The 22930-nt window shown below is 39.7% G+C and carries 23 protein-coding genes, 1 tRNA gene and 1 pseudogene; 22 read left to right on the forward strand and 3 right to left on the reverse strand.

Features of this window, described 5'->3' with window-relative positions:
• Nucleotides 1-467: 467 nt before the first annotated feature.
• The gene (locus M1F14_RS20000; RefSeq protein WP_076914472.1) at nucleotides 468-1670 is read left to right on the forward strand and encodes a phage integrase central domain-containing protein; all 1203 of its coding nucleotides are present in this window, start codon (nucleotides 468-470) and stop codon (nucleotides 1668-1670) included.
• Between the two features lie 48 nt (nucleotides 1671-1718).
• Here M1F14_RS20000 and M1F14_RS20005 read toward each other — a convergent pair whose 3' ends face one another.
• Complete coding sequence (locus tag M1F14_RS20005; protein WP_181469105.1) at nucleotides 1719-2492, reverse strand: hypothetical protein; 774 nt, start codon at nucleotides 2490-2492, stop codon at nucleotides 1719-1721.
• Between the two features lie 126 nt (nucleotides 2493-2618).
• Between M1F14_RS20005 and M1F14_RS20010 the strand changes: the two genes are divergently transcribed.
• The 21 genes and pseudogenes from M1F14_RS20010 (at nucleotide 2619) to M1F14_RS20110 (ending at nucleotide 21705) form a co-directional block, all read left to right on the forward strand.
• Nucleotides 2619-2825, forward strand: coding sequence for an AlpA family transcriptional regulator (locus tag M1F14_RS20010; protein WP_181469104.1), 207 nt, complete (start codon nucleotides 2619-2621; stop codon nucleotides 2823-2825).
• A gap of 165 nt (nucleotides 2826-2990) precedes the next feature.
• A complete protein-coding gene (locus M1F14_RS20015) occupies nucleotides 2991-3728 on the forward strand; it encodes a hypothetical protein (RefSeq protein WP_181469103.1) in 738 nt (245 codons plus the stop codon).
• 39 nt (nucleotides 3729-3767) lie between these two features.
• A complete protein-coding gene (locus M1F14_RS20020) occupies nucleotides 3768-4352 on the forward strand; it encodes a helix-turn-helix domain-containing protein (RefSeq protein WP_232370518.1) in 585 nt (194 codons plus the stop codon).
• A gap of 373 nt (nucleotides 4353-4725) precedes the next feature.
• Complete coding sequence (locus tag M1F14_RS20025; protein WP_181469102.1) at nucleotides 4726-5343, forward strand: inovirus Gp2 family protein; 618 nt, start codon at nucleotides 4726-4728, stop codon at nucleotides 5341-5343.
• 160 nt (nucleotides 5344-5503) lie between these two features.
• Nucleotides 5504-6628, forward strand: a pseudogene (locus tag M1F14_RS20030) (integrase core domain-containing protein).
• A gap of 459 nt (nucleotides 6629-7087) precedes the next feature.
• On the forward strand, nucleotides 7088-7387 hold the full coding sequence (locus M1F14_RS20035) for a helix-turn-helix domain-containing protein (protein WP_181469101.1): 300 nt from the start codon (nucleotides 7088-7090) through the stop codon (nucleotides 7385-7387).
• A gap of 126 nt (nucleotides 7388-7513) precedes the next feature.
• On the forward strand, nucleotides 7514-8269 hold the full coding sequence (locus M1F14_RS20040; protein WP_181469100.1) for a hypothetical protein: 756 nt from the start codon (nucleotides 7514-7516) through the stop codon (nucleotides 8267-8269).
• A gap of 109 nt (nucleotides 8270-8378) precedes the next feature.
• Nucleotides 8379-8900, forward strand: coding sequence for a CS1 type fimbrial major subunit (locus tag M1F14_RS20045; RefSeq protein WP_181469099.1), 522 nt, complete (start codon nucleotides 8379-8381; stop codon nucleotides 8898-8900).
• Nucleotides 8901-9046: 146 nt separating this feature from the next.
• Nucleotides 9047-11464: a TcfC E-set like domain-containing protein gene (locus M1F14_RS20050; RefSeq protein ID WP_181469098.1), complete on the forward strand. Its 2418-nt coding sequence runs from the start codon at nucleotides 9047-9049 to the stop codon at nucleotides 11462-11464.
• Nucleotides 11464-12705 carry a hypothetical protein gene (locus M1F14_RS20055; protein WP_181469097.1) on the forward strand — a complete coding sequence of 414 codons (1242 nt, stop codon included), beginning with the start codon at nucleotides 11464-11466 and terminating at the stop codon, nucleotides 12703-12705. Before M1F14_RS20050 ends, M1F14_RS20055 begins: the two co-directional genes overlap by 1 nt.
• 377 nt (nucleotides 12706-13082) lie before the next feature.
• Nucleotides 13083-14170, forward strand: a protein-coding gene (locus tag M1F14_RS20060; RefSeq protein ID WP_181469096.1) for an IS3 family transposase whose coding sequence is annotated in 2 segments (ribosomal slippage) — nucleotides 13083-13335 and nucleotides 13335-14170 — 1089 coding nt in all. Because the reading frame shifts where the segments join, the coding sequence is not laid out codon by codon here.
• A gap of 80 nt (nucleotides 14171-14250) precedes the next feature.
• On the forward strand, nucleotides 14251-14532 hold the full coding sequence (locus tag M1F14_RS20065) for a hypothetical protein (RefSeq protein WP_181469095.1): 282 nt from the start codon (nucleotides 14251-14253) through the stop codon (nucleotides 14530-14532).
• 424 nt (nucleotides 14533-14956) lie between these two features.
• Nucleotides 14957-15559, forward strand: coding sequence for a hypothetical protein (locus tag M1F14_RS20070; protein ID WP_232370516.1), 603 nt, complete (start codon nucleotides 14957-14959; stop codon nucleotides 15557-15559).
• Between the two features lie 30 nt (nucleotides 15560-15589).
• The gene (locus tag M1F14_RS20075) at nucleotides 15590-16462 is read left to right on the forward strand and encodes a GTPase family protein (RefSeq protein ID WP_181469094.1); all 873 of its coding nucleotides are present in this window, start codon (nucleotides 15590-15592) and stop codon (nucleotides 16460-16462) included.
• Between the two features lie 91 nt (nucleotides 16463-16553).
• Complete coding sequence (locus M1F14_RS20080; protein ID WP_181469093.1) at nucleotides 16554-16979, forward strand: antirestriction protein; 426 nt, start codon at nucleotides 16554-16556, stop codon at nucleotides 16977-16979.
• A 240-nt stretch (nucleotides 16980-17219) separates the two neighbouring features.
• Complete coding sequence (locus tag M1F14_RS20085) at nucleotides 17220-17654, forward strand: antirestriction protein (protein ID WP_006814844.1); 435 nt, start codon at nucleotides 17220-17222, stop codon at nucleotides 17652-17654.
• Nucleotides 17655-17755: 101 nt separating this feature from the next.
• On the forward strand, nucleotides 17756-18592 hold the full coding sequence (locus tag M1F14_RS20090) for a DUF932 domain-containing protein (RefSeq protein WP_181469092.1): 837 nt from the start codon (nucleotides 17756-17758) through the stop codon (nucleotides 18590-18592).
• 627 nt (nucleotides 18593-19219) lie between these two features.
• Entirely contained in the window at nucleotides 19220-19954 is a 735-nt protein-coding gene (locus M1F14_RS20095) for an outer membrane protein (protein ID WP_181469091.1), read from the forward strand.
• A 143-nt stretch (nucleotides 19955-20097) separates the two neighbouring features.
• The gene (locus M1F14_RS20100) at nucleotides 20098-20961 is read left to right on the forward strand and encodes a hypothetical protein (RefSeq protein ID WP_181469090.1); all 864 of its coding nucleotides are present in this window, start codon (nucleotides 20098-20100) and stop codon (nucleotides 20959-20961) included.
• Nucleotides 20954-21346: a hypothetical protein gene (locus M1F14_RS20105; protein ID WP_181469089.1), complete on the forward strand. Its 393-nt coding sequence runs from the start codon at nucleotides 20954-20956 to the stop codon at nucleotides 21344-21346. The genes M1F14_RS20100 and M1F14_RS20105 overlap by 8 nt, the downstream gene beginning before the upstream one ends.
• Nucleotides 21343-21705, forward strand: coding sequence for a hypothetical protein (locus tag M1F14_RS20110; protein WP_113418002.1), 363 nt, complete (start codon nucleotides 21343-21345; stop codon nucleotides 21703-21705). The genes M1F14_RS20105 and M1F14_RS20110 overlap by 4 nt, the downstream gene beginning before the upstream one ends.
• A gap of 207 nt (nucleotides 21706-21912) precedes the next feature.
• On the opposite strand, the gene M1F14_RS20115 is transcribed toward M1F14_RS20110, so the two are convergent.
• Together M1F14_RS20115 and dnaQ are read right to left on the reverse strand one after the other, a co-directional pair.
• A tRNA-Asp gene (locus M1F14_RS20115) sits at nucleotides 21913-21989 on the reverse strand.
• Between the two features lie 152 nt (nucleotides 21990-22141).
• Entirely contained in the window at nucleotides 22142-22903 is a 762-nt protein-coding gene (dnaQ, locus tag M1F14_RS20120; RefSeq protein WP_048608368.1) for a DNA polymerase III subunit epsilon, read from the reverse strand.
• Between the last annotated feature and the right edge of the window lie 27 nt (nucleotides 22904-22930).

The following is a 22930-nucleotide window of genomic DNA, read 5'->3' on the forward strand; positions in this document are numbered from 1 at the left end:
ATAGTTTCAGTAAAAAATTGATTAACCTACCACAAAATAGGTAACCATTTGCTAAAAAACAGCTCTTATTAATAAACTGATTGTTATCTACTTAGTCATTTAGCCTTTCAATGATACAGCGCAGTTGATAGTGACAGCTCTCCATCCGATTGAACAAAGGTCTAAAATTAAACTTTTTTAGTCTAATATACAGATGGTTAAGCAACTGATAATGAAATAAAACTATTTTGACAAGATGAGATGATGAGACAAAAAAAAGCCCCGAGTTAAAAACTCAGGGCTTTAATATTTGGCGGAACGGACGTCTGCCTAAAACAATTCCAACCCAGTACGAACAAATCCAAATTATACTTTACTTTCAATTGCTTATTCAAACATCGCTTCCAAACACATATAATTAACTCCATTCAAAACTTAACATAAATGGCATACCAAATGGCATACTCAACTTTGAGGATCGATTCATCATGGCGGTATTAACTCATTCTAAAGCAAAACATATTCAACCAGGGGATAAACCATTGTCTCATGGTGGTATTACCGGTCTTACTCTTCATCCATCATCAACAAAGGGTAGAGGTAAGTGGGTTCTTCGTTATATGAGTCCTGTAACACAAAAACGAAGAAATGCTGGATTAGGTAGTTTTCCCGAAATATCTATTTCCGAAGTTACAAATATCGCATCAACAATGCGAGAACAAATTATTAAAGGCATTGATCCTCTTGAGCTCAAAAAATCAATCTCCGATGAACCTTCAATCCCTACTTTTGAGGTGGCTGCCCGTAAACTCCATGCAGAGTTACTACCTGGTTGGAAAAATAAAAAACACGGTAAACAATGGATCACTACACTGGAACAATATGTATTTCCTACCATAGGTTTATTAAAGTTGGATATCATAACTCCAGCCAATATTGCAGATGCATTACGCCCTATCTGGCTAACTCGCTCAGAAACAGCATCCCGCATAAAACAACGTATCCACGCAGTTATGCAGTGGGGATGGGCTCATGGCTATTGCGCAGCCAACCCTACTGATGTCGTTAACCATTTATTACCGCAACAAATCAGCGCTCATGTACGTACCGAGCATCAACCTGCGATGCCTTGGAAAATGCTACCTTTATATATTCGCACACATATATACCAACCCGAACGTTACAATGTTACCCGAGCAATACTGCTATTTATCATGTTAACAGCCTGTCGTTCTGGCGAGGCTAGAGCGATGCAATGGCAGGAAATTGATTTTAAACGAGCGGTATGGACAATACCCGCAGAACGTATGAAATCAGGGTTGCAACACCGAGTGCCATTATCTGAGCAAACTTTAGCGCTATTGAACAATCTAAAAGGCGTACATGACACACTAGTTTTTCCATCACCTAGAAAACAAATTGTGCTCTCCGATATGGTTGTCACCTCATTTCTTAGGCGAACCAAAGCCCCCAGTGACACCAATGGTCGCGTTGCAACAGCACATGGTTTTCGTTCTACCTTTCGAGATTGGTGTTCAGAACATGGCTATTCGCGGGATTTAGCTGAACGGGCACTTGCACATACCGTTAAAAATAAAGTGGAAGCGGCGTACCACCGCACTGATTTATTAGAGCAACGAAGACCCATGATGCAAGCTTGGGCAGATTATCTTTTACCGCCATCAAAATAAATCGAGAAAGCTAGCTAATCTATTTAGCTAGCTTTCTTTCATCAAATACTAATCACGCCTTGTTTTTTTGTTTTTTACAACATTTTCCAATGCAAACCGAAGATCATCATGACATTTTGCCCAACGTAAAACTGCATCATTCAAAGATTCTTGTTTTAGTAACGTTTTATGCCCTTCTTTTCTTTTAGTCTCAATAAATTGCCACAACTCATTTTCTATTGCTTCCACGGCTTTTTTCTTACTTTTCCATTCCTTACCATCTGATTTGGCGCGATGAAGTAACCTTATCGCTTCATTTCGAAAAAGCGCCGCTAATTCAGCAACGACATTACCGCCTTTTTTTGATGAAGATATCCTCTTCAAACGGCATTCTCGTTCTATCTTCAAAAGCTCTCGATAATGTTCAACTGAATACAGTTGAGTTAAATAGCTAATCGAAACCAAAAAAGCTTCAACAGATACCTTTTTATCAAAAGACCAGCAAAATTCCGCCCAGGATTTATTAATCGCAGCCCATAAAAATAATGTCTTAACATAATCATTTAATCCACCCCCACCAGCCGTAATCAGCATAACGGTTCCTTTCAGTCTTATCAGCTCAACCACATCCTTAGCAACGCCTTTTGCCGTGCCAAAAAAATACTCTTTAAAATCCTTAAAAATTTTTTGAACCTTTTCACTATCCTCAGAAAGGATATCTGCAATTTCTTTTTTTACTGATGAAGATAACCACTTACATTCAACAGCAACCTTCAGCGCATCTTTCCTTTTTTGATTATACGTATCAATCAAAACATCATAAATATCTTTTAATTCATTCATTTAACCAAATACCCCTACAAAAAGTAGGCTTGTAAAAAAAAAGAGTTTGGCCCTTACATGTTTATGCTCAGCACATTTCATTATGCTATTTCTTATCCCATACACACCTATAGAGACTTAACAACAATGAATACATCTCATATTAAAATATTGCGTTTACCCGCTGTACTACAACGTATTGGTATAGCACGTTCAACATTGTACGACTGGATGAATCCCAAATCGCCACGCTATGACCCAACCTTTCCAAAGCAAAAGCGCTTGGGACGCCAATCCGTTGGCTGGGTTGAATCAGAAGTAAATGATTGGCTACTTAACAGACAATCAGTTTAATTTAATTCACTATAGCAAATAAGGAGAACAGATTAAAAATCTTCATGTTATTTTCTGTGATTACACAAAAAAATAAAAAACTAAACAGTTAATTTATTGAATTTTGATGATTCAACCATGACTGTCTTCATTTATATATATAACCCAGAGAAAAGGATAATTATCATGTCCCAACGGATTTCTATTACCATAAAAAATGAATCAAGCCTAAAAGCTATTAATGAATACTGTCATAAAAATAATTTAACACGCTCCGCTGTAATAGCGAACATATTAGCGAGTGCTTGCCCGCTGTTGAATGAAATAAATCAACATACACAGATAGTTAATGAATTGGAAAACCAGCTATTTAATCCTAAAAAAAACTCACAAAAATTATGGGGAGACACCCCCGTATTTTCACTACCTGAATACTTATTGGATATTTGGCAAACCCACATAATAGAAAAAGGGATCATTATTGATAAACATGCTTACCCTCATGCTTATAAAAGCCCCAAAATAGGTTTAAAGGAAAAGAAAACCATTCAAGAAACATTGAATAGCTATATAGATTCACCATATATTAAAAAGGCCATTTTTATTTATACAGACAGGCACGTTCACTATAAATTACATAAAGCAGGTGGATTTTCAAATACAATATTAATTAGAAACACTGAATACAAAAATTACCTATTCGATTTTAACGCAATTATTCACATACCGATAAAGGATATTGTTTTCCATGGAATAGAGGCAGCATTCAAAAAAAACCAAATAATATTAAAAGAAAGTTATGTCGCTTTTATTCCTATTTATCACTCAAACAATCAGTGTGTTTTAATTGGTGTGATAGATAAAACGCAAGTAAATAGAAAAATAGAGAGCAGTCCAGATACGATTATCATAAATCCAATCTAACCGTTCATTAATTCGTTTTATGACCCTTAAGGTGACAAAATGAGCCATTATGCATATTTTAGAATCGTTCAAAATAGCAATTTTAGTCTACAAGAGGTTGAGCAATGCCTAAACGATATCGCTGGCATCCATCCAATAAAAAGAGAACATATTATTTTAGAACATCAATCAATAACGGATGTCAATGAGCTACCAAGTCAATTGATGTATTATATTGATAGGGTATTTACACCTGATGATACCTTAATTACAAGAACACTCCATGATTTGGGGAATAACACACAACAAATCGCTTATGTTATACAACGCTGCCAATCTCTGGAGATGAAATTACTCTTCCTCAACGACTTAGGCCAAAATGTATTTTCGCTAAATGTCCCTTTAGCCGAAATACTCAATCAATTAAAAAACATTGAGGATAATTATGAAAAAATGAAACTCGATAAACGACATGCGATTGCATTACAACAAGGAAAAATATTAGGACGCCCCGAAGGAAGTGTTTATAAACAAGCTATTTATGAAATGAGGTGCAAAGGATATAAACAACGAGAAGTCGCTAATCATTTTAATATTAGCCTTTCTACCGTGAAACGATATTGGAAAAAAAGACTATTCGAATAGCACTAACTACAGAGTGATTATTTATCAACCAATTCAGTATTGGTGGGGTATTATCGATATTATTGATGTTGGAAAGGTAATATATATTACCAATAACATAACCTGAATAACTAACTAATATAACTTACACCGTAGATATCAATATAATCCAATACTGACTGTAACCTAATATCAATAACATCAGCTTAGCCAGAGGTCAATATCTAAATAAATACGTCATTATTAATCTATAGATTAATAAATCTATGCCTGTTAAACAGGAATAACACAATACTCAATAAACCATAAGGGATCAGATAACCACATTATCTGTCCCTTATAACTCATAACATTCATACGAAAGGGTAATTTTAAATTACCCTAAGGGATCATTATGTCTAAAAAAGAATACAACCCGGGTTACCAAGGCGCTATTGCTGAAACTTTAGATTGTGCCTTACAAGCCTACCCTCGTATTACTGTGATACGAGTAGATCTCCATTTCCCTACGATGGATGAATATGGGGATATACCAAACTGCTTCCCTAACACTGAAGGCTCTCCTATCACCCGCTTTATGAACTCCTTAAATGCGAAGCTTAAACACGATCAACACCGTAAAATAGGTCAAGGGATACGCGTTTACCCTAACCGTTTACGTTACATCTGGGTAAAAGAACTCGTAGATGGATACCTCCCTCACTACCACTGTGCATTAATCTTCAATAAAGACGCCTACTATCATCTAGGAGACTATGACTTAAATATACCTAGTTTACGGACGATGATTACCACAGCGTGGTACAGTGCGTTACAGCTCGAATTAGACCCTATTATTGATACAGGTCCATTAGTTCACTACCCTGAGAACTGTCGGTACTGTTTAAATCGAGAAGCCTTATCCTTTAGCGATGACTATAACTTGGTGATGGAACGGCTAAATTACTTAGCCAAAGAATACTCTAAACACTACAGTTCGAATTACCGTACGATAGGCTATAGTCAGTATTAATAATACATATGGTGGCCTTAGGGCCACCTATGCAATTAGGTAATATTCACACTGGCAATACTGCGTAATAGACTGCCATCTTAGAGCTCCAGACTGTTGGTATCACTTAAATTAGTGATAATCTTAATACGAGTTTTTTAGACTAGTTCTTGGAGATAACATGATCGAAGTATTCGATCTTGAACGCAGAAAACGACGTTCCCCCAAAAGAAAAAACGGCCATTGTTCAATAAAGCTTTGAGTCAGGTATGAGTGTTTCCATGGTTGCTCTACAACATGGTGTCGCCGCAAGCCGGCTTTTCCTTTGGCGTAAAGCCTGACTTCAGTGACAGCAGGTGAACAAATTATTCCTGCCTCAGAGCTAGCCTCAGCAATCAAGCAAATTAAAGAGCTACAGCGGTTTTTCGGTAAAAAACAATGGAAAATTAAACTCTTAAAGAAGCTGTCGAGTATGGTCGAGAAAAAGTGGATAGCACTCTCGCCCTTATTACCCAAGGATGGAAAATAAGCTTAGTTAGCCAAACCTTATGTATATCACGAGCGCAGTTATACGTTCTAGCAAAACGGAAAAATGATTGGAAAGATAAACGAGGACGACGCCCTCAAGATGATAGCAATGCACTTGTTCGTATACACAACGTGATTGATAATCTACCTACGCATGGCTATCTCTGCACCTTGGCGATATTACGTCGGCAATCTGAGAATGAAAATATCGCTATTATTAATGCCAAACGTGTTTGCCGTATCATGAAGCAGTCAGCATTATTACTGGAATGTAAACCTGCAATCCCGCTCTCGAAACTGACTCATACAGGAGAAGTGACGGTGAATGAAAGCAACCAATGTTGGTGTTCAGATGGTTTTTAGTTCAGCTGTGACAACGGCAAAAAACTGCGAGTCACGTTCACTTTAGACTGTTGTGATCGAGAAGCCCTTCATTGAGTAACTAGAACGGGAGGTTTTGATAGCGAAACTGTGCAAGATGTCATGTTAGGCGCTGTGGATCAGCGGTTCGCTAAACAAGTTATCCCCTAGACATACCGCGGTACGTAGTCCCCAAAGTAACGGTATTGCAGAAAGCTTTGTAAAAATCATGAAGCGTGACTACATAAGCCTCATGTCAAAACCGAACGGATTAACGGCAGTGAAGAATCTTGCGACAGCCTTCGAGCATTATAATGAATGGCATCCCCACAGTGCACTGGGTTATCGTTCCCCGCGAGAGTACCTGCAGCGTCGAACCCATAATGAAATAAGTGATAAAAAGTGTCTGGAAATATAGAGTAAAATATACTTAACATTTTAATAACCACTTATATTTTAATATTAGTTAGCACTATCAAATTAAACATAGCCTTCGTGTTTATTAAATGTAATTCACACAATAAGAAACGCTAAAGCCTTAATGACCCAAACACCATTTGTGAGTGCATTGTTAGATTTTGTTTCATTGTATATATTAATATGTCAAACCCCCACTAATCACCAACGTTATTATCCTTAGCGTTACTTTATACTTTATTGTGAAATTTCTTTTAAATCAACGTCCAATTCTTTTTTAAACAGTCCAATATTGACTGTGACGATCAATTTCAACTTAATTAATTGGCGCTCCCTATTGACTTTTATTGAATCGATCGTCTTAAACTATTTCCCCTGCTGATTAATTTCATTTAGTCTTTCCTCCGATAATTTTGATATTAGCTATATTTCATTTCAATGAAACAGGTAAAACGTGTTAATGAAATACAATACATTGAACATTAATATTCGCATCGGTTCGTTTATTCGAAAACACAGAATATTGCTCGGAATGTCTGGAAAAAACCTAGGTCAAAAATTAGGTGTTTCCCAGCAACACATTTCTCGATTAGAACGAGGTCAAACGGTATTTTCATTCGAGCTTATTTTGCATTTATTGAATGCTATCGATAAGAGTATTTCTGATTTAATTGCTGAAGTGCTTTATGAAGACAGTACATATGAAAACTTAACTATATATCAGCATGAAAGTCATATTGATTTGATCCTGGCAAATTAACCCGTATTTTAAATTAATGAAGTTTAATGGGATTATCTTAAATTTTAAGATGTCCGAGACTGACTATTTCTGTTTTTTTTATTAAGATTTTATCTTTTATTTGATTGCATGACGATTGGATTATGTATGCTTAAGCGCCTTCAATTTATTTTATTTTATTCCGCATTATCATTTATGAGCATAACAACATCAGTATATGCCTCACCGTCTATTGGTATTGGCAGTATGTATGATGTTTTTACGCCCGATACCCAAAGTCTTACTAAGCGAGTGTATAACACCGGAACCTCAACGGCATTTGTCCGTGTTGAAATATTGGAAATTGATGCAAATCCCAAAATGAATCAACGTGAATCCGCGCAAAAAGAAATTAAAGCCGGTTCACTAACACAAGAACGACTGATTGTCTCACCATTACGATTAATTATTCCACCATCGGGTTTTCAATCAGTACGCATACTTTGGCCGGGGGATAGAGAAAAAGAGCGCTATTTTCGAGTGCGTTTTACCCCTGTTCTTCCTGAAGAGAATGATGGCTTTGGAATGAATAAGGATGAAATACATCAATACAAGAAAAACGCCTTGGAGGCGGGGGTGAATGTATTGACGGGGTATGGCAGTGTGGTTGTGATGCAACCCAAAAACCCCTTATTTAATACGGTCATTAATGATACGAGTAAACAGATTTCCATCGCGAATAAAGGCAATGCCACTATTGTCTTAGACAATATCCGTTATTGTGAAAATGCAAAATCACACTGCGAGAATAAATCACGAGAAATTATCTTACCCGGAAGAACATTTATTCTGCAAAAAAAACAAAATAATAAAATTAACCTCACATTAATGGAAGGCGACACATCTAAAGCGCTTGATTATTAATATTAGGTATTATTTTACATCATTAATTTAAACTTAATTTTCAGTTATGGGAAATAAATGAAGTTTATTTATTTTCTTTTTTGTCAATCATCATAAATGAGGTATCTACGTGTTTAAAAAATCATTATCTGTTGTATTCATATCTTGTGCTGCTTTAGGTTCAATTGGGGCTCACGCTGCGGACGAACAACGCTACGCTATTGACTTAACGGCCACCATTCCAACAGAAGCGTTTCAAGTTATTCCTGTTGAGAGTGGTTGGGTGAATCAAACGCAAGAAATGGTATACGATTTAGGAACCAGTAAGCTGCAAGCTTTTTCCAAGCAATTTCAATATAAAAACACATCCGGGGGTATTCAAGCAACCTTAACGAATACCGACTCAGAGGGCAAGGCAATTTTATCGAATGGAACCGACACTATCCCATTAACCGTGACATTCAATGGCGTTGCACTCAGTAATAACGCCGCCACGGTAGTTAATGCCGCTGATGCAAAAACAGGCGGTCGTACTAACCTGCGTATCACACAACAAAACGATAAGCCTCTGACTGTGACTGGGTCTTTTACCGGTCAAGTGGCGATGGTTTTTGAACCGGCAGTTGACGTTCCTTCTAAGCCTGAAAACTAATAAGTTATTCAATTGAGAAGGCTCTTTAGAGCCTTCCTTCTTATTACCTTGATTGACTACGTTCATTCTGATGATTGCACTGCAGCATTTATTAAGCAGCAAAGTGCTTTTGTTGTGTCTGTATTCTGTGAATTAGCGAAGTATATATGAAAGTAAAAGTATTATTTGCATTAATTTTAACACCAGGAATTGCTTTGGGGGCAAATTTATCATTAACAAGTAATACAATGAAAATCCCTAATGAATTTAAGCAGTATTTTTATAATTCAGAAATTGTTTCTCAAGTTTACCTCAATGACGCTCCCCTTTTCGATGCCGTCTTTACGCTTCATGAAAATGGGCAAATTTATCTCCTACGCATTTTAGATGAAGACGCAGGGATTAAACCGCAAGTCAAAAGTGAATGGGCCGATATTTTACGAAACGGTATCTCACTGGGCACCTGTGAGTCATCTTGCCCCGCGGGACTGGTCTCAGCGGAATATCGACTGGATAATTCTGCATTGAAATTATTTACATCACACTATGAAACGGAACAAGTGAAAAGTGACTACCTACAGTTGCCCAGCGCTCTGCCCAATGGGATCATTATGCACAATAATTTGTCTGCCGTTTCAGTACCTTCAGCGAAGACATGGAATTTTACCTCATCCATCGTGTCGTCCCTTTTAGGATGGACTCAAAAAATATCACTACAAACCTACGGTTCGAGTCAAGCCAACCAGACACAAGAAACCAATATTTATGCATTATATACCCAAAAAGAATTAGAAGGTCACTTTGTCCGCTTCGGTGTTTTTTCTCCGGACAGTGATAAGGGAAATGTAGAAACCAATGGATTTAGTACGGGCTCTGTCGCTGGAGCGATGTGGGGAACATCAAATGCATTATTGATAAATAACGAAAGTGTCAGTGCGTCCCCTATCTATGTCACCGCAGCGAATCAAGCGACAGCAGAAGTCTGGTTCGATAATCGACTCATCTATTCACAACAACTTCAACCTGGAATGCAAGCGCTAGATACACGACGTTTACCCAGCGGCGTTTATGACATCACCATTAATATTCTTGAGAATGGCAAAATTGTCGATACTCAAACGGCTCAAGTATACAAGCCGTTAGGATGGCGAAATCCCAATCAAAAATGGCGCTTAAATTTCTGGGGCGGGCAAAAAAGAGATTTAGTGATTAGCCGTAAGAACAGCACCGAGAATGATAACGCGTTCATCGGTGGCGGCGCCGTCGATTACTTATTGACCCCTCGAGTCACCTTGGGGAGCAGCCTGTTAATGACTGCAGCTAAGTATCAACTCAGTGCACGGTCAATGCTCACGTTGTCTTCCGATGATAGCCTTTTTGCGCAATATACCCTGACTGATGACGATTCACGAAAAAATTCAAGTCTAGATTTACGTTATTATCGAACACTTTCACCGGACAACTCCTTGAATGTCTTTTGGCGCCGAACTTCCCATGACAGTTATCGCTCGACAGACTCCTCTTCTCAAGTCGGCAATGCGTGGGGCATGTCAGTCTTTACCCAATTACCTTGGGCAAGTTCACTGACATTGAATGGCCAATACATGAAAAACCCATCAAGAGAAGGGATTGGGATTGATGCCGCATTGGCAACAAAAGCGGTTTTAGCCCATCGAGATGTTAATTTTCGGGTCAGTGCATATGACCGCCCCGGCTTTAACCAAAAAAATCGGGAGCAAGGTGTGACATTCGGGGTAAGCATGTCATTAATGCCCAGCGCGAAACATACATTGTCGGTGGATGCTGGCGTGAACGACAGTAACAGTTATTCGAGTTTAAATTATCAATGGCAACCTCTGGATGACGGCGCACTTCGTTGGCTAGGCGCGGGCATATCGCAAAGTGGCGGAAACACACTCATTAATGGTAATGGCGCTTTGGAAAGTCGCGCGCTCAGTGGGGATGCTTATGTCCAGCATTACGTGCAAAACAAGAGCACCACGGCGGGCGTCAATTTAAGTCAGACACTGCTTTTGGGGGATGGAAAGCTTGCGGCGAGTAGTGGCGAACGCGGTTTAGGCATGGATTCGGCATTTATTGTGGACTTGGAATCGGATTCTCCGGATATGCAAATTGTCGCCGCCGACAGTGTCAGCGAAACAAAATTATTCCACGGTCGCAATGTTATCCCGGCAGATGTCTGGAAAAATGAGTCCATCCAGTTTTACAGCATGGGAACACATAATGGCAAAGTTTTTCCTGAGCATGAATCAGTGCAAATGAACCGAGGCAGTGTGAAATATTTAAAATTAAAAGCCGTTAAAACAACGGTGCTCGTGGGGATGCTGCAAGACAAGCGAGGTCAAATGTTAAAACATCGTCAGGTGACTAGTGATATCAGCAGTGGCGTGATTAATGCTGAAGGCGTTTTAACATTAGATACGGGCATCAATAACCAAACACTCACGGTCTTAGCCGATGGTCAATTACCCGCCCTATCGTGCCAGTTACCGGACGCCCTGTCACCGGAAAAAGCTGTACAGTTTTTTCCTGTCATTCATTGTTCATCAATCGAAGGTTTATAATGCGTTATTCTCATTACATTCTTGGCATCGTCATGCTGGTACTCAGCGCAGTTGCCCACAGTGCAACGATTAATCTAACCGCAAAATTCACACCGGCGATAAATAACAGTAACAGTGACGGCGTTTTTACCAATACAACACCGCAGAGTGGGTATTGTAAAAATTACCCTCAATATTGTCCCTCAACTTTCAGTGTTGATTTCCCGTTAACGACAAAAATCTCATCCCCCTTCGTCATGAATAACGAACCTCGAGATGGACCTTATTTTAACTTTCCGAAAACCCCGAGAACACTCACAGTAAGGAATCAGAATACTGGGGAAGCATTTGACGTTATATTTAAGATGACTAACTTCGCTGCTAGATCTAGCGCTAATTATCAGTCTACGAGTTGGCTTGGAGGTTCTCTGGGGGAGACTCCTAGAGGAGGAGGATGTAAAGCTTCTGGCATGTCATTTTATACCTCTACTTGGTTTCATTTTATGTGGATATTGTTAGAGAACTCTAATCCATGCTATAAAATTAGCGAGATAGACAGAACTGAACCATCCGAATTTTATGACATGAGCATCGGTTATTCATTAATAGCTAAAGAGAGTTTATTAACGGTAGGTTCAGGAATCTATGTAGGGAAAATATCATTTACCGTAGGACCTGGTGGCGACTTTGATTTTGGCGATAACTATAAAGCCAGTGACAGCGTTATCGATGTCAATCTCATTCTTTCTGTTAATCATGATTTAATCGTCACGACAACACCAGAAAGTCGCGCTTTATCATTACAGCCTTGTAGTGCAGGTAAAGTTTGCACGGAAGAACAAGGAAAACAAAACTGGGAACGTTGGATGATAACGAAAATCACCCCTCAGCTTACTGCTCGTAGTGATTTTTGGTTATCTTCGACGGGCGCGTTTACCGCTTATCTGCAATGCGAATATATCCAAGGTGAACATTGTGCCATTAAAAGTGACAACAATGGTCAACTGGTCACAGTGAAAGCGTATTTGAGCATGCCAGATAATATTATTAATCAACAAACCAATAGCACGGTTTTGCGCGCCCCTATGGCAATTAATAAAGATGTTTTAAATAATACGTTTTTAACAAGGGATATTGGGAGTAATCGCAAGGGAAGTATTGATTTTTTGGTGACGCAACAAGATGTCGATACCATGCTGATGACAAGACCCGACACTTACCGTGGAACAGTTACTGTTATTTTTGACCCGCAAATATATTAATCTCAAGCAATTATGCAATATTAATTGCAATATTTGGGTTACTTAGCCAAAAGCACACAAAAATTTATCGTTCTGACTCCCAGAGCATAGGCTATAGTTTGTCCTAATGATAACTAGGGTTAGTGGTTCTAAAACGCCACTAACCTAGCTGATTTCATAGTCCGCCAAACTTAGCCTTCCACTTTGAGCGAAGAGCGGAAGTTTAAATTTCGTTATAAATTGACATACCTAGTGTGAAAAAAGTAATAAAGATGCAACTAAACGATTGTGCTCACATCTAGATTCAAAAAATGAAGAGATATCTCAAGGTAATCCCCCCGAAAAATCGGTGTATTAATAAGTAGAATTTTCTCGTAATCTGAACTGAGGAGATCTCTATGAAAAAAGCACGTTTTACCGATAGCCAAATTATCATCATCCTTAAGCAAGCTGAGGCGGGAACGCCTGTTTCTGAACTGTGCCGCGAATATGGTATGAGCAACGCCAGTTTTTATAAGTGGCGCTCACGCTTTGGTAGGATGGATGCTTCCATGATGACCCGCTTGAAAGAGCTGGAAGAGGAAAATCGCCGCCTCAAAAAAATGTATGCAGAAGAAAGGTTGAAAGCTGAGATCATTCAGGAAGCTATGGCAAAAAAGTGGTGAAGCCATCGCATCGAAAGCGGATGGCGCAAGAAGCTGTCAAAACACGGAATATCAGCGTACGTTTTGCCTGCCAGTTATTTGTAGTGAGCGAAAGTTGCTATCGTTATCAAGCTAAACTGAGTAAAGAAAATGAAGCAATAGCTGACTGGCTGATACGCATCACTGATAGCCAGCGCAACTGGGGATTTGGCTTGTGCTTTTTATACCTTCGAAACGTAAAAAACTTAAGATTTAACCACAAAAGGGTTTACCGAATTTATTGTGCGTTCTCACTGAACATGCGAATAAAGCCGAAGAAACGCCTAAAACGGGATAAGCCTGAGCCTATGACGGTACCCGAAACGAGCAATGAATGTTGGTCAATGGACTTTATGCATGATCAACTGTCGGATGGGCGCTCAGTCCGTTCATTGAATATCATCGATGATTTTAATCGTGAAGCATTAGCTATTGAAGTGGATTTTTCCCTGCCGGCGAGTCGGGTTGTAAGAGTACTAGAGCAACTTATTGAGTGGAAAGGAAAACCGGTTTCCATACGCTGTGATAATGGGCCAGAATACACCAGTAATATATTGATATCATGGGCTAATCTGCAAGATATCAAAATAAACTTTATCCAGCTAGGTAATCCGCAGCAAAATGCTTACATTGAGCGTTATAATCGAACAGTCCGCTATGAGTGGTTAGGGCAATACTTATTTTCATCACTGGATGAATTACAAGACTATGCTACACGGTGGCAATGGTTTTATAATCACGAACGGCCGAACATGGCGTTGAATGGCTATACCCCAATGCAACATCTACAACGAATGACCTGATTCTACTTATAACCTCGGTTAAAAACGGGGGGATTACCCTGCGTCCAATATCTATAGATAAAGAGTCTTTCCCGGACGCATTGAAAACACAATGTGAATTTCAATTACCGGGTCACCAATTAAATTCAGTGTGGCATAGCGGGATCGCAGATAAAAACAAAAGCCAATGTATTGAAAGCTATGTTCAACAAGATATTCATTGTCTCTTAAATCAGTTTTATGATGCCGATGACTTTTTCGGTAAGGGAGGAAGGGCTCGGCATTGCACTATCTTGTCAGTCGTCAGCGATAATCCCGAAAACCAACTAATAGCCCACCAAGAACACGATAACTTATTGTTACAACAAATAATACTGTCATAAACTGATAAGAGGTGGTTGTTATGAATGATGCAATTCGTCATGCCATTGAGTGCAGGGCTAACCGTCCTACATGATTTAGTTTCCACCCATGGATGCCAAAGAGCTTAGACAAGCTATCAGGAACCTAAGAAAAATATCTCCGCCTCCGACTTTACAAGAAATAAAAAAAGCGATTCATTTTTATGTCGATGATGCACCGACTCTATTAGGAACGCCCTCAAATTCATCGCAAGTAGTCCATGAATTTGCCGTTGAAATCTACAATAAACTTTAGACACAATTCAATTTTGTCATCATTAACTGAACTGAGAGTGACATATGGCTTTTTTTGCATTGGATCCAAACACATTAAATCTGGAGCACATTGATTGGTTTTAAGAACATCGAATTGAACAAGGACTTGTGTGCTGTTTGTGGAACTAAAATGGAAATACGCGCAGCTCACACACCCAATACTGCCACACATTTTTGGCATGGCCGAAATATCAATTGCCTGACCATCACAAAAAATAGAGTTAGATATGAGCAATTAGCATCAAGTGAATATGATGACGAACAGGCTCTTTATCTTCGAGTGCAGGTACGTCACAATCTCTATGAAGTCTATCTTACTTTTCAAGCACTCTCAGACGTCGGTAAATGGCAAGAGTTTAAAGATGCTCTAAATCTAGCCGATAAGATGAACATTTGGCGTTATAAAGGACTTACACTGGCTTTCGTTCCGTATATTCTAGTGACCTTTGTTGATTTATTTTTACAAAAAGACAATCCTCATTTTCGGAAAACAGATTTCTTTTTTATTTTATCGCCATTAATTCGAACTCTGGATCAGCTTTGGAACAACACCACCCAAGCCCAAAGAGCCATCATCAAAATGTCTCGTGATTTTAATGTAATAGATAAAATAAGCATACCTGATGATATTATGCCATTACGCCACCCATCTTGGTTTGACAATGCAATGATAAATCTACTGGTATATACCATAATCAAAATACTTTCAGATATATATTATTGCCTTGAATGACCATTATTTTCTTTTAATTCAAGGCGTAATATGAATCAACATCCACAATTTAAAACCACCCTCTCCGCTTTTCCTCACCCATTTCAAACTTCATTTTTCAACCAACTTAACGCCCTAATCAACTACTCCCCCACCATTGGAATAATGGGTAAAACGGGAGCAGGAAAATCCAGTCTTATCAACGCACTATTCCAATCGTCATTATCACCTGTGAGTGATGTTTCAGGCTGCACACGCCAAGCCCAACGCTTCAGCATGACGATGAACAACCATACTCTCACTTTTGTAGATTTACCCGGCGTGGGGGAAAGCCTTGAGCGGGATAAAGAGTACCACCAGCTCTATCGCAAATTATTACCAGAATTCGATTTAATCATTTGGGTGCTCAAGGCCGATGACCGAGCATGGTCTTCGGATGAACAGTGTTATCGCTTTCTCACTGAGCAATGCGGTTACCAACCTAATCAATTTCTATTTGTCTTGAACCAAGCCGATAAAATAGAGCCTTGTCGCCAGTGGGATGAATACAAGCATCAACCATCCTCAGAGCAGACCTATAACTTAAAATTAAAGCAACAAGCCGTCATAACCGCCTTTAAGCCGCATCATCCTGTGATAACAGTTTCTGCGGTCGAAAACTATCAACTCACTGAATTAGCAGAGCAACTCATACAGGCGTTACCGGCGCAAGCCAGTAGCGGAGTAGCTAGGCAACTGAACACCTCTTACCGGACGCAATCGGTGGAGAACACCGCACGTAACGATTTTGGTCAATGTGTCAGTGATATTGTGGATACCTTAATCAATATCATTCCCTTACCGCCATTGATAAGAAGTACGGTTAGCACCGTTAAAAACAGTATCGTCTCCGTCGCTAAATCCCTGTGGAGAATGTTCTTTTAACCTCTTACATTAAACCATTAATTATCACTCTCAGCGCCAGTCCCGTTAAGGACTGGCGCTTTTTTATTTCTTTTTCTTGGAGTATCAACTGATGAATAATTCAACTGAATGTGCAATTACAATGACACTCGTTCCCGATGAGCAACGCCTGGATTTTTGGAGCAACCACTTCGGGAGCGTGAAAGGCTGGACCACCTTTGAAGTGGTCATATTTACCACTATGGGACAGTTTTGTGAGGACTACCACGGCGGGTATTGGGAATATTGCACCTTATCCAATGGTGGCGCTTTTATTTATCCCGATTTACCTCAAGAGACACTGATGCTGTTCAACCCACATAACGGTAACGAAGCCAACGTCAGTTGTGAAGCCGCAGGCATTGCCGTGTGTTTGATGATGTACAGTTTATGGTCATTTCAAACGGAAAGTGACATCCTCGTCGATCGCTTTTATCAATTGCATGATTATGCGGCGCAACACCCAGAACGTTCCGCCATATTCCATCTAATCGATTAACCACGTCCTTATTTACGCCTTCGTATTATCTGATTCATTATAAAAGCATCATCAGACCAACCCATTAATTAACTTACATTTATTTTTATATCTATATTATTTTAGTGAATCAATCATCAGAATGAGTCACTAAAAATGATACTCAATATACCTATCATTTCTAGAAAGCTCTGCACCGCAAGGTGTAGGGCTTTTTTGCTTATTACTGTCTATCAATATCGACTGAATTGGAGTTCTATTATGTTTACCTTACAAGAGCAAGAATCAACTGTTATCAAAACCAATCTCGTCAATTCCCGTGGTCGTAGTACCTTCTGGCGTTTCTATTTCAGCACAGTACCTGATTGGCAGCGTTTAGAAGGCGATATCTTTAATCTGATGGATAAGATGTGTGAGGTCTATCATGGAGCCTTCTGGGAGTTCAGTATGCTGTCTAATGGCGGCGCATTTATCTGGCCTGATATGCTCGAACCCTCCCTGCAAATGTTTAACCCGCATAACGGAAATGAAGCAGAGTTAAGCCCTGAAGCAGCCGGTATCGCAGTCTGTCTAATGGTGTATAGCATCTGGTCGTTTAAAACCGAGAGTTCTGTGCTGGTAGAGTATTTTTACCAACTTCGTGACTATGCGATGCAACATCCCGAGCAAGCACAAATCTTTCACCTAATTGACTAAGTTATTGATAACGCTTTAATACAGCGTCCACCAGCTTATCACCTCACTTATTTCCTTTATCTTATTTTAATTTATCAGTGTTATCACTGAGGAGAACCCCTATGTCTCGTTTAGCTTCTCGCTTTGGTGCGGCGAATAGCATTCGCCGTGACCGCCCGTTAACCATTGAAGAGTTATTTAGCACAGTACCCAGTGTGTTTTCAGAAGAAAAGCATGAATCTCGTAGCGAAAAGTACACGTATATTCCTACGATTACCTTACTCGATAGTTTACAGAAAGAAGGTTTTTATCCGTTCTTTGCATGCCAAACTCGTGTGCGAGATGACAGCCGTCGTGATCATACTAAACATATGTTACGGCTCCGACGTCATGACCAAATTACGGGTAGCCAAGTGCCTGAAATCATCTTACTTAATAGCCATGATGGTTCAAGCAGTTATCAAATGTTACCGGGCTTTTTTCGCTATGTTTGTCAAAATGGGCTGGTTTGTGGCAATACCTTTGGGGAGGTCAGAGTTCCCCATAAAGGTAATATCGTCGATAAAGTGATTGAAGGGGCTTACGAAGTGTTAGATACGTTTGATGCTATCGCTGAAAAACGTGAGCAAATGCAGTCCTTACTATTACCGCCACCAGCACAGCAGGCCTTGGCGCATGCGGCTTTAACCTATCGCTTTGGTGAGGAACATCAACCAATAACTGAAGCTCAAGTCTTACAACCTCGCCGTTTTGAGGATAAGAAAGACGATCTTTGGACAGTGTACCAACGATTACAGGAAAATTTAATCAAGGGAGGATTATCCGGCAGGAATGCCAAAGGTAAACGCGCTCGCACGCGTTCAGTGAATGGAATTGATGGGGATATTAAGCTCAATAAAGCGTTGTGGGTACTGACAGAACAAATGCATGCTCATTTTGCTGGACGCGAACAACTATAGCCACAATATACGTTAAATAATTGGATCTTACGGTGAACGCGATGAAATTATCAGAACGGCGACTAAAAACCTTGAGTAATGTGAAACTCAATTATGGCTCACTCTGCAACAAAAGGACACTCAACTCGCTGGAGAAAAAAGGAATGATTCAATGGAATACATCAAACCATTGGGTCTTAACGGAGTTCGGTTTTCATATCGATAACATGAGTCAACGGCGTTGCTTATAAAGCGTTAGCGCTAACATAAAGACTTATCCCGTATTTTGGTATTTGATAATATCGAGCATACCAACCTATTCAATAAAGGAGAGCATTCTTTAAACATTATTTTATTCCCTTCCATTTTGACTCACTCTCTCATCAACTCTTTTTCTTATTTAAGCACCAAAACAACAGTTGATCGATTACGCCGATCGATAACCGTTTATTGATAGATATGATCGATATTACCGATCGTATTTTAATTATTGATAGGTAAAACAGATCGATTAAGTTAAACTATCTCACGCTAAATTATCTTTATGTCAGTGATATTAAGGTGATTGAGTCAAATCTCTCATGCCTTCCACTGACATAACGCGATTCAACCATACTTAATGTGATATTGATTAAAAGGAAATCAATCATGAAAAAAGCGTTTATTGTTTCCGCCCTGATGGGGTGCATTTCATTACCAGCATTCGCTAACACGGATGACAGTAAAACGGGGATTTATGTCACGGGGAAAATGGGTGCATCCATTGTGCAAATGTCCGGCCAACAGTTTGTCTACAGCGGCTATGCTGATGCCGGTGATAATGGTACCAAAAATGGGGATAGCCATCGTACGGGGGTATTTGGCGGTGGACTTGCGTTGGGTTATGACTTTTCCAATCAGTTTGATATCCCTGTTCGGGCTGAATTGGAATTTATGGCGCGTGATAAAGCGAATTCAACCTACAACATCCGCGACCGTGTGCGTAATGGCGTACATCAAACTCGTGATATTAAAAACCAAATCAAACTCAATACGTTAATGGTCAATGGGTATTACGACATTAAAAATAGCTCAAATTTCACGCCGTATATCTCTGTCGGGCTAGGCTATGCGGCCGTGGATTTTAAAACCACCCGCGCTGATGCTTATACCCCAGGACTCTCTCTGCATGATACTCACACGCATACCGCCAATAACTTTGCCTGGAGTGTCGGTGCGGGGGTGAACTATGCCCTCAATGACGATTGGGATATGGGTCTAAGTTATCGCTATTTAGATGCCGGAAAAGCCGACATCACGACAGCGGTAGGCGATGGGGAAAACACCTCAAAAATCAAAGTGAAGGCCAACGATATCATGCTTGGTTTGACTTACCGATTCTAATACCAGGCATTAAGCCTTAAAGATTACCCTCAACTTACCTAGCCAACATGCCTTTTTGATGTTGGCTATTTTATTGATTAAACAAAAAAATATCCACGGTTAAATTTTAACCACAAAAAAAATTGTAATAAAAAGAGGTAAAAATGAATTCAATTAATCATATTCGTTTAGGTGTTGAACGAATTTTTTTCATCATTAGCTTAGTGCTAGTATTCGGTTTTACAGTCATCATCGCCAATCACTATAAGGTCGACTTATTTATTGGTAAGCCCTTAATGTATCTACTGTATTACCTTATCGCGATGTTAGCTCCACTCTTGATTTCTCAAATATTGTTGTGGGTCATTTATGGGTTTAAGGGTATCCCTTTCCGTTTAATGCTAACGCGAAAAATTTTGGCATTCGTCTTCGCTTTCATCGCCTCTTTATGTGTTATCTACTTATTGCTCATCGGGATTATTCCTTTTATGGTTTTTGACCATGCTTTAATTTTTATACTTTATGAATACTTTTTTATTTTCCTCCTTTTCGCCTGCCTTATCGGACTGAGCGCTGGCGTTATTGTCTATATCCATACCGTTAAAAATGTATCCCACCCATTTCAATACCCGCATCCTATTTTCCGTTTAATGACGTTCTTAGCGCTATACCTTGTCATTATGAATGCCTTAGCGATAGGCATTTGCAACCAAATCAATCTCAATATCATGGTGATTCTGGCGGGCACTATCGCAGGTTATGTGGGGTATTGGGGGTATGGCTTCCTACAACAATACACGGCAACGCGTTCTCGGAAACTCAGGATAACCCTGTCAACAATCATTTCCCTTGTTATCTTAGCGCTATTGGTACTCCTTAACGTTCTATTGCCTAACCGATTAAATATGTTCGGATTATTCCTGCTATTTTTTATCGAACTGGCTATTGCAATCACATTAGGTCGACTCACCTATCAGAAAAACAACCATCAGAAAGATGATTCAACAATGAGGATAAATCATGACTAAATACGTATTTATTTTCATGGTATTTTGCCTCAGTTTTACCGCGAGCGCCTTTAACATGAACGTATTTGATACCGCCATCGATAAAAGTGGTTTTACACCAATGTGTAATAACCAAGCGATTGCCGATAAGGATTGTCGTGTTGATGATTACCTCGAGGGACGTTATGTCGTCACGAGCACAGTGAATCTAGGCGCTAAATGCGCCTTCGTGATTGCCGAAGTGATTGATAGTCAAACAAACCAACTGTTCAGTACCTCGACTGGCGATTGTGAAGACAGCCCTCTCGATACCTATTACCGCTTATCCCGTATTAACAAAAAAGTGTGGCTGGATGCTTACAGCCAAGGAAAACAGATTGACCATGTGGAGGTTATCTTTCCATGAAACATCGCGCATTAAATAGCCTTCCTTTTGTCGGAATTATCGCAGTCGTCACATTGGGGATTTATTTCGGCAAACAACCTAAGCCAACCTATCGAGATTGTGTTGAGTTCAGCTCATCTCCTGCCAATACGCTTCAGGTTTATGATCAACCCGATAGAGCTTCCAAGTCTATCAACTATCAGCCCACATCAGGAAAAGAACAATTCTGGGTCGCTAAACGAACAGCTGATGAACAATGGGTACAACTCTACCATGCCATAACACTTTTTGATGATTTACCTGAATCAGCTAAACTCGGATGGGTTAGTACCACGAACATAAACACATTGGGGATATTTGAGTGCATGACTAAGAATTAGCACTCATGATAAAATAATAATTGAAGGTGGGTAACCTCACCTTCATTATTGTCCATCTTAATTAGAGTTCACTATATACCTGTATTGCGTCCAATACTCACTAATGCAATTGAAGGAGAACCAAAATAAAATGGCATACTGGATGGCATACAATAATAACCTCAAAAACAAAAACGCCATGCTAATCAATAGCATGGCGTTACAATGTGGCGGAACGGACGGGACTCGAACCCGCGACCCCCTGCGTGACAGGCAGGTATTCTAACCAACTGAACTACCGCTCCGGATGTTCCCTTCTGGGAACGCCAAGCATATTACGAATACTTTGCAGCCCCGTCAATACTTTTTCTTGGGAAATCGCGCAGTTGAGCAGTTTTTAGCCTTAAATAGCACACTTAATTTGCATGCCATCATTTGTACCAATACATTCTATATATCAATGTAAATTTTCAGCCTCATCAGAAGACTGCCGCCAAAGACAAGGTTTTCCCCCTTTCTTATCGACAATGTCTAATCGCGCTTCGTGGGCAATGACCTCTTCATCGGAAGCATAGAGTACTTTCAAGCCTGTTGTCGGTCGTTCAATTCTTTGTATTTCATTGGTTTGCTCATTATCGGCGGACTCAGACTCCATCGAAAATGACAACGATGTTTGCCCACCCGTCATTGCTAAATAGACGTCAGATAAAATCTCCGCATCGAGCAATGCCCCGTGTAAAGTACGCTTAGTGTTATCAATTAGATAACGATCGCACAATGCATCTAAGTTGTTTCTCTTTCCGGGGAAAAGGCGACGAGCTAAAACCAAGCTGTCCGTGATCGTACAAAAGTCAGCCGTTGGTGGAATACCTTTATTGAGCTTACGAAATTCATGATCCATAAACCCGATATCGAAGGGGGCATTATGAATGACTAATTCAGCGCCACGAATAAATTCAATAAATTCATCCGCAATATCTGCAAAAACGGGCTTATCTTGCAAAAACTCATCGCTGATCCCATGCACTTCAAATGCTTCAGGGTCCACTAAGCGATCGGGTTTAATATACACATGAAAATTACGCCCTGTGAGTCGGCGGTTAATCACTTCAACTGCACCAATCTCAATTATATTGTGCCCTTCATAATGAACACCGAGTTTATTCATACCGGTTGTTTCAGTATCAAGAACAATTTGTCTGGTTATCACCGTGCTCATAATGTTTTTTTGTGTCAAACTAGAAAG

The organism is Providencia sp. PROV003 (assembly GCF_045040775.1).
In the GTDB taxonomy this organism is placed as follows: Bacteria; Pseudomonadota; Gammaproteobacteria; order Enterobacterales; family Enterobacteriaceae; genus Providencia; species Providencia huashanensis.